Source organism: Streptomyces sp. NPDC055103 (genome assembly GCF_053607625.1).
Map to the genome: position 1 here is coordinate 76,787 of NZ_JBSGTX010000035.1, position 8,507 is coordinate 85,293.

An 8,507-nucleotide genomic window follows, 5' to 3' on the forward strand; every position below is an offset into this window, starting at 1 on the left:
GGGGGGCTGTGTTTTTTTTAACAGAGCCCCACGCCCACCGGGCCGCGCGGCGCGGGGTGCTGCGCCCCCCCAGACTTCCGCGGGGCGCCCGGTCGGCCGACCGGGCGCCCCTTCTTCGTACCGCCGCCGTGGACCGGCGGGGTTCACGACCTCGTGCGGCTCAGGACTCGAAGGTCGCCGCCAGCGCCTCGGCGAGCCCCGGCACCAGGTCGGGGCCGGTCAGGACCTCGGTCGTCGAGTCCTTCTCGCGCAGCCGGATCGCCGCCTCGCGGGCGCCGCCGCGCAGCACCGCCACGGTCATCCGGACCTCCTGGCGGTCCGGGTGCGAGGCCACCCACTTGGCGAGCTGCTTCTCGCTCAGCCCCTGCGGCACCTGGGACTCCGCCGACGGGGGCAGCATGAGCCGCTCCACGGTCAGGGCGCAGCCGGCCACGGACGCGGGCCAGGCGATCGTGCCGAGGAAGTCGTCGAGCGGCTTCCCGCGCGGCAGCTTGTCCTGCTCGATGGGGGTGAAGGCGGTGGCGTCGTCGCCCAGACCGAGCTGGGAGGCGAGGGCGGGCTCCTTGGCACGGAGCCGAGCGGTGTCGACGAGGGCGAACAGACGGGCCGGCTGATCCCAGCCGAGACCCGCGGCGTACTCGTCGATCTCGAGTACCGCGCGGGTGAGGGGGCTCGCGGCCATCGCCGGGCCTGAGGGGGAAACGTTGGACATGACCAATATCCTGCCTCCTCTTCCCCCGAAGACGGGAACTAGGTAAAGCCTCAGTAAGTTGCACCAGTGGGCTCTACGATCGCGGGGCCTGCTTTCAGACACAACATCGAGGGGCGCACGTTGGCTTTCCAGATGCCGGACCGCGGCGGTAGCCCGTCCGGGCCGAGGATGAGAGTCGGCCGGCCGTCCCGGCGGGCCCGCACCCTGCTCATGACACTCGGGGTGCTGGCCGTCCTGGCCATGGCGTTCGTGATGTTCGCCGGGTTCTGGACGGACTGGCTCTGGTATCGCTCGGTCAAGTACTCGTCCGTGTTCACCACCACGCTGTGGACCAAGATCGGCCTCTTCGCCGTCTTCGGTCTCCTCATGGGGCTCGCCGTCGGCCTGAACATCTGGCTGGCGTACCGACTGCGCCCGCCGCTCAGCGCGATGTCGCTGGAGCAGCAGAGCCTCGACCGGTACCGGATGGGGGTGGCCCCCTTCAAGAAGTGGGTGCTGCTCGCGGTCACCGTCCTGGTGGGCCTGATCGCCGGAGCCTCCGCCTCGGGCCAGTGGCGCACCTGGCTCATGTGGGTCAACGGAGTGAAGTTCGGCCAGAAGGACCCGCAGTTCGGCCTCGACGTGTCGTTCTACGCGTTCGACCTGCCGTGGTACCGCTTCCTCCTCGCCTTCGGCTTCGCCGCCGCCGTCCTGTCGCTGATCGCCGCCGCGCTCACGCACTACCTGTACGGCGGACTGCGGATCACCAGCCCGGGCGCGCGCGCGACCGCCGCCGCCACCGGGCACCTCTCGGTGCTGCTCGGCGTCTTCGTCTCGCTCAAGGCCGTGGCGTACTGGCTCGACCGGTACGGCCTGGCCGTGAAGTCCAGTGACTTCAAGGCCACCGGCAACTGGACGGGACTGCGGTACGTCGACGCCAACGCGTACCTGCCGGCTAAGACCATCCTGTTCTGCATCGCCGCGATCTGCGCCGTGCTGTTCTTCGCGACGCTCTGGCGCCGCACCTGGCAGCTGCCGGTGATCGGCTTCGGTCTGATGGTGCTCTCCGCGATCCTGATCGGCGGCCTGTACCCGGCCATCGTGCAGAAGTTCCAGGTCCAGCCGAACGAGCAGGCCAAGGAAGCGCCGTACATCCAGAAGAACATCGACGCGACCCGCAAGGCGTACGCGATCGACGCGACGAAGCCCGAGAACTACTCGGGCAAGTCGACCGTCAAGGCCAAGGACCAGCTCCGTACGGACTCCGACTCGGCGGCCAGCTACCGCGTCCTCGACCCGAACATCGTCTCGCCGACGTTCCAGCAGCTGGAGCAGAAGCGGAAGTACTACCAGTTCCCGACGACCCTGGACGTGGACCGCTACAAGGGCAAGGACACGGTCATCGGTCTGCGGGAGCTCAACATCAAGGGCATCCCGAAGCGGAACTGGATCAACGACCACTTCACCTACACCCACGGCTTCGGCGCGATCATGGCCACGGGCACGACGACGGACGCCAACGGCTCCCCGGTCTTCACCGAGGCCGGGCTGCCGACGACCGGTGACATCGGCACGTACCAGCAGCGGATCTACTACGGCGAGAAGACCGACCAGTACTCGATCGTGGGCGGCCCGCAGAAGGAGCTGGACTACGAGGACAACGGCGAGAAGACCACCAGCTACAAGGAGAAGAGCGGCGTCAGCCTCTCCGGCGCGTTCAACCGCGCCGCCTACGCGGTGGCCTTCAGCGAGCCGCAGATCCTCTACTCGGGGGCCATCGGCGACGGTTCGCGGATCCTCTACAACCGCACCCCCAAGCAGCGCGTCGAGGCCGTCGCACCCTGGCTGACCATCGACGGCGACGCCTACCCGGCGGTCGTCAACGGGCGGATCCAGTGGATCGTCGACGCCTACACGACGACCAACGGCTACCCCTACGCCTCGCGCACCACGCTCGGCGACACCACGGCCGACTCCCTGACCGTCGGCAACCAGCAGCGCGCGGTCGTCGCCCAGCAGAACCAGGTCAACTACATCCGCAACTCGGTGAAGGCCACCGTCGACGCCTACGACGGCACGGTGAACCTCTACGAGTGGGACACGCAGGACCCGGTCCTCAAGACCTGGATGAAGGCCTTCCCGGACACGGTGAAGCCGAAGTCCGAGATCAAGGGCGACCTGATGGAGCACCTGCGCTACCCGCAGGACATGTTCAAGGTCCAGCGCGAGCTGCTGACCCGCTATCACGTCACCGACCCCGCGCAGTTCTACAGCGGCTCGGACGCCTGGCAGGTGCCGGACGACCCGACCAACAAGGAGGGCAACGCGGTCCCGCCGTACTACCTGAGCATGAAGATGCCCGGGGACGCGGCGCAGCGCTTCTCGCTGACGACGACGTTCACGCCGAACGGCCGGCCCAACCTGGGCGGCTTCATGGCGGTCGACGCCGACGCCACCAGCAAGGAGTACGGCCGGCTGAGGCTGCTGCGGGTCACCGAGGACGTGCCGGGCCCGGCCCAGGTGCAGAGCAAGCTCAACGGTCTCCCGGACGTCGCCCAGTTCGTCCGGGACATGAAGGGCGCCGACTCGGACATCCAGTACGGCAACCTGCTGACCGTGCCGCTCGACGGCGGGTTCCTGTACGTGGAGCCGGTGTACGCCCAGGGCCGCAACGCGCTCTACCCGCTCCTGAAGAAGGTCGCGGTGTCCTATGTGGACGCGGACCAGCCGGACGGTGACACGACCAAGGACACCACGGTGTTCGAGGACAACCTCACCGACGCCCTGAACGCGGTCTTCGGGGTGGACGCGCCGACGCCGCCCACGACCCCGCCGCCGGGCACCACGCCCCCGCCGCCGACGTCGAACGACGCCGCCCTCAAGGCGGCGATCGCCGACGCCCAGAAGGCGTACGACGCGGGCGAGGCGGCGCTCCAGAAGGGCGACTGGACGGCGTACGGCAAGGCGCAGGAGGACCTCCAGGCGGCCCTCGCTAAGGCCGCGGAGGCCGGAGCGAAGCTCAAGAGCACGGGATCAAGCGGCTGACCTGAGGTTTTACCCCCCCCCGCGTCGTGATACTGTGGTTTCACCGACGCGGGGTGGAGCAGCTCGGTAGCTCGCTGGGCTCATAACCCAGAGGTCGCAGGTTCAAATCCTGTCCCCGCTACTCAGAACGAGGGCCCGGATCCATAAGGATCCGGGCCCTCGTCGTGTGTCGACGTGACGGGGGGCACCGAAGAGCGGTACGGAGGGGGCGAGTTGGTGTGAGGCGTGTTTGACTTGTCTCTCTGTGGGCATGTCGACAAAACGCTGAGTGACCTCACTGGCTGCGGTATACCAGGTGTGCTCGGGTTGCGGGTGGTGCGACGATGGTATTTATGGGGGACAGGGCAACTCTGTTGGAGACAGGGCGGTTTGTGCAGCGGCACGCCAGAAACGCCGCGGACGAGATCATCGAGGCAGTGGGGGCCGTCGATGCGGCCGTCCACACCACCGCCGAGACCGGAGCCGACACCGACACCGAGAACGAGACGGAAACCGAGAGCGAGGCGCGCCACCGGCGCGCGGCCGAGCGCGGAGACCTCGCCTCGATGAGCGCGCTCGGCGCGCTGCTGCTGCGCCGCGGTGACCTCGACGGCGCCGAGCCCTTCCTGCGCGGTGCCACCGCCGAGGGGGACCGGGCCGCCGCGAACAACCTGGGCGTCCTGCTGCACCAGCGCGGATACGCCGACGAGGCCGCCGGCTGGTGGCGGGTCGCCGCCGTCGCCGGCTCCGCCCCTGCCGCCCACGCCCTCGGCCGCCACCACCGCGAGCGCGGCGACGAGCCGGCCGCCGAGTACTGGCTGCGCCAGGCCGCCGAGCAGGGCCACGCCCTCGGCGCCTACGCCCTCGCCGACCTCCTGGAGCACCGCAGCGACGTCGGCGCCGAGCGCTGGCTCCGCGCCGCCGCCGAACAGGGCCACCGCGAGGCCGCCTACCGCCTCGCCCTCGCCCTGGAGCTCCGCGCGACCGAGCCGGGCCGCGGACCGCACGACACCGGTCGAGGCCCGCACGCCACCGGCTCGCGCCTTCGCGTGCCCGCAAGCGTCGCGGGCGCGGTCCCGCCGGCGGGCGCGGCACCCGGCGGTGTGACCGACCAGGCCCCGCCGAAGGGGGAGATCACCGAGGCCGAGCAGTGGTTCCGGCAGGCCGCCGCCCGCGGGCACCGGCGCGCCGCGCTGCACCTCGGCGCGATCCTGGAGAAGCGCGGCGACCTCAAGGAGGCCGGCCGCTGGTACCTCAACTCCGCCAAGGAGGGCGAGGCCAAGGCGGCCTGCGCCCTCGGCTTCCTCCTCCGCGACGCGGGCGACCAGGAGAGCGCCGCCGTGTGGTGGCTGCGCGCCGCCCAGGACGGCGACGGCAACGCCGCCAACGCCCTCGGAGCGCTGCACGCGGCCCGGGGCGAGCAGCAGACCGCCGAGCGCTGGTACCGGGCCGCCATGGACGCGGGCGACGTCAACGGCGCGTACAACCTCGGGCTGCTCTGCGCCGCCCAGGACCGGATCCCGCAGGCCGAGCAGTGGTACCGCCGCGCCGCCTACGCGGGCCACCGCGAAGCCGCCAACGCGCTCGCCGTGCTGCTCCTCCAGGCCGGCGACGCGAACGGCGCCGAGCCGTGGTTCTCCAAGGCCGCCGAGGCCGGCAGCGTGGACGCCGCCTTCAACCTGGGCATCCTCCACGCGGGCCGCGACGACGACCGTACGGCCCTGGTCTGGTACGAGCGGGCCGCGGCCGCCGGGCACACCGAGGCCGCCCTCCAGGTCGGCATCGCCGCCCTGCGCGACGGCGACGAGCGGACCGCCGAGCGGCACCTGCGGTGCGCGGCGGGCGGCGGCAGCGCCGAGGCCGCCTTCCGGCTGGCCACGGTCCTCGACGCGCGCCGGCCCGAGCCCGGCCCCGCCGTGCTCGGCGCGCCCCGCGAGGAGAAGACCGAGTGCGAGGAGTGGTACGAGCGGGCCGCCCAGCAGGGGCACCGGCGTGCCCAGGTGCGGGTGGGGATGCTCGCGGCGGGCCGCGGTGACCTCGCGGAGGCCGACCGCTGGTACCGCGAGGCGGCGGAGGCGGGCAGCCGCAACGGCGCCTTCAACCTCGGGCTGCTCCTCGCCCGTGAGGGCAGCGAGCGCGAGGCCGCCCTCTGGTGGACGCGCGCGGCCCGGGCCGGCCACGGGCGCGCCGCGCTCCGGCTCGCGCTGCTCGCGGCGCGCCGGGGCGAGCTCACCGAGGGACGGCACTGGTGCGCCCGTGCGGTGGAGCTGGGCCCGGCGGAGGTCGCCGAGCGCGCGGCCCGGCTGAGTGAGGCGCTGCACCAGGAGCTGACCGCGTAACCCCTGGTCGGAACGGATTTGCGCTGGTCGGGGGGCGTCCCGTAGAGTCGTGTTTACCGACGCGGGGTGGAGCAGCTCGGTAGCTCGCTGGGCTCATAACCCAGAGGTCGCAGGTTCAAATCCTGTCCCCGCTACTCAGTAGCAACGAAGGCCCGGATCCGGTTTCGATCGGATCCGGGCCTTCGTCGTGTTCCCCCGAGAGGGGGCGGTGAAGACGAGGAAGGCCCCCGCAGGAGCGGGGGCCTTCCTCGTTACGGTGTCGTGCCGTCGGGCCGAGGCTGTCGAGCCGTCAGGCCGTCGTGGCGCAGCTCGGGCAGATGCCGCGGTACGTGACCTCGACGTTCGAGATCGTGAAGCCGAAGCGCTCCGAGTCCGGCAGGTCCGCCATCGGGTCGCCGGCCGGGTGGACGTCGCGGATGGCGCCGCAGCGGCCGCAGACCAGGTGCTGGTGCGGACGGTGGGCGTTCGGGTCGTACCGCTTGGCGCGGCCGTCCGTCGCGACCTCCATGACCTCGCCGAGCGTCACCATCTCGCCCAGCGTGTTGTACACGGTCGCACGCGAGATCTCGGGCAGCCTCGACACAGCGCGCGAGTGGACCTCGTCGGCGGTCAGGTGTACGTGATCCCCGTCGAGGACCTCGGCCACGACGCGTCGCTGCGCGGTCATCCGCCAGCCGCGTCCGCGCAGTCGTTCCAACAGGTCGCTCATGAGCGCCAGCCTAACAGTCGGGGGAGCCGGGTCCCGAACGGGTGTGACTTTGGAAGTCAGCTTGACTTGGACATTGTCCATTGTAGGATCGGATCCGGCACTGGCCAAGGCCCCGGACTCGGGGCCGGGCCGGAGGACAGGACTCGCAGGACATGACGCAGGAGGCGCACGTGACGCAGGGACCGCTCACCACGGAGGCCGGGGCACCGGTCGCCGACAACCAGAACAGCGAGACGGCCGGCGTCGGCGGTCCGGTCCTCGTGCAGGACCAGCTCCTCCTGGAGAAGCTCGCCCACTTCAACCGTGAGCGCATCCCGGAGCGCGTGGTCCACGCGCGCGGTGCGGGCGCCTACGGCACCTTCACGGTCACCCGTGACGTCTCGCGGTGGACGCGTGCCGCGTTCCTCTCCGAGGTCGGCAAGGAGACCGAGACGTTCCTGCGCTTCTCCACCGTCGCGGGCAACCTCGGCGCGGCCGACGCGGCCCGCGACCCCCGCGGCTGGGCGCTGAAGTTCTACACCGAAGAGGGCAACTACGACCTCGTCGGCAACAACACCCCGGTGTTCTTCATCAAGGACGCCATCAAGTTCCCCGACTTCATCCACACCCAGAAGCGCGACCCGTACTCGGGCTCGCAGGAGGCGGACAACGTCTGGGACTTCTGGGGCCTCTCCCCGGAGTCGACCCACCAGGTGACCTGGCTCTTCGGTGACCGCGGCATCCCCGCCTCGTACCGCCACATGAACGGCTACGGCTCGCACACGTTCCAGTGGAACAACGAGGCCGGCGAGGTCTTCTGGGTCAAGTACCACTTCAAGACCGACCAGGGCATCAAGAACCTCACCCAGGCCGAGGCCAACCGCCTCGCCGGCGAGGACCCGGACTCGCACCAGCGCGACCTGCGCGAGTCCATCGAGCGCGGCGACTACCCGTCCTGGACCGTGCAGGTCCAGATCATGCCCGCGGCCGAGGCGGCCCAGTACCGCTTCAACCCGTTCGACCTCACCAAGGTGTGGCCGCACGAGGACTACCCGCCGATCGAGATCGGCAAGCTGGAGCTCAACCGCAACCCGGAGAACGTCTTCGCCGAGGTGGAGCAGTCGATCTTCAGCCCGGCGCACTTCGTGCCCGGCATCGGTCCGTCCCCGGACAAGATGCTCCAGGGCCGGCTCTTCGCCTACGGCGACGCCCACCGCTACCGCGTCGGCATCAACGCCGACCACCTGCCGGTGAACCGTCCGCACGCCACCGAGGCGCGTACCCACTCCCGTGACGGCCACCTCTACGACGGCCGCCACAAGGGCGCGAAGAACTACGAGCCGAACAGCTTCGGCGGCCCGAACCAGACGGACCGGCCGCTGTGGCAGCCGCTTCCCGTCACCGGCGTCACCGGCGACCACGCGGCCCCCGCGCACGCCGAGGACAGCGACTTCGTCCAGGCGGGCGACCTCTACCGCCTGATGTCGGAGGACGAGAAGGGCCGTCTCGTCGAGAACCTGGCGGGCTTCATCGCCAAGGTCTCGCGGGACGACATCGCCGAGCGGGCGATCAACAACTTCCGCCAGGCGGACGGTGACTTCGGCAAGCGGCTCGACGCCGCGGTCCAGGCCCTGCGTGGCTGAGGGCGCTTGTCGTAGGTAGGGACCGGGCCGGACTCCGTACGGAGTCTGGCCCCCGGGTCGTTTAAAAAAAAACCAGCCCCCCCAACACAAAACCCACTCGGTTTGCGGGCTTGGGTGGGGGA

At 70.6% G+C, this 8,507-nt stretch carries 5 protein-coding genes and 2 tRNA genes; 5 read left to right on the forward strand and 2 right to left on the reverse strand.

What is annotated here, in order from left to right; all coding sequences use genetic code 11:
* Positions 1-160: 160 nt before the first annotated feature.
* A complete protein-coding gene (locus tag ACWFR1_RS22450; protein ID WP_453553808.1) occupies positions 161-712 on the reverse strand; it encodes a PPA1309 family protein in 552 nt (183 codons plus the stop codon).
* 132 nt (positions 713-844) lie between these two features.
* On the opposite strand from ACWFR1_RS22450, the gene ACWFR1_RS22455 reads away from it, so the two are divergent.
* The 4 genes from ACWFR1_RS22455 (at position 845) to ACWFR1_RS22470 (ending at position 6,188) form a co-directional block, all read left to right on the forward strand.
* A complete protein-coding gene (locus ACWFR1_RS22455) occupies positions 845-3,736 on the forward strand; it encodes a UPF0182 family membrane protein (RefSeq protein ID WP_453553820.1) in 2,892 nt (963 codons plus the stop codon).
* A gap of 47 nt (positions 3,737-3,783) precedes the next feature.
* A tRNA-Met gene (locus ACWFR1_RS22460) sits at positions 3,784-3,857 on the forward strand.
* 202 nt (positions 3,858-4,059) lie between these two features.
* Positions 4,060-6,054: a sel1 repeat family protein gene (locus ACWFR1_RS22465; RefSeq protein ID WP_453553810.1), complete on the forward strand. Its 1,995-nt coding sequence runs from the start codon at positions 4,060-4,062 to the stop codon at positions 6,052-6,054.
* Between the two features lie 60 nt (positions 6,055-6,114).
* A tRNA-Met gene (locus ACWFR1_RS22470) sits at positions 6,115-6,188 on the forward strand.
* A 155-nt stretch (positions 6,189-6,343) separates the two neighbouring features.
* Here ACWFR1_RS22470 and ACWFR1_RS22475 read toward each other — a convergent pair.
* Positions 6,344-6,763 carry a Fur family transcriptional regulator gene (locus ACWFR1_RS22475; protein WP_453553812.1) on the reverse strand — a complete coding sequence of 140 codons (420 nt, stop codon included), beginning with the start codon at positions 6,761-6,763 and terminating at the stop codon, positions 6,344-6,346.
* 152 nt (positions 6,764-6,915) lie between these two features.
* On the opposite strand from ACWFR1_RS22475, the gene ACWFR1_RS22480 reads away from it, so the two are divergent.
* On the forward strand, positions 6,916-8,385 hold the full coding sequence (locus ACWFR1_RS22480; RefSeq protein ID WP_453553814.1) for a catalase: 1,470 nt from the start codon (positions 6,916-6,918) through the stop codon (positions 8,383-8,385).
* Positions 8,386-8,507: the final 122 nt, after the last annotated feature.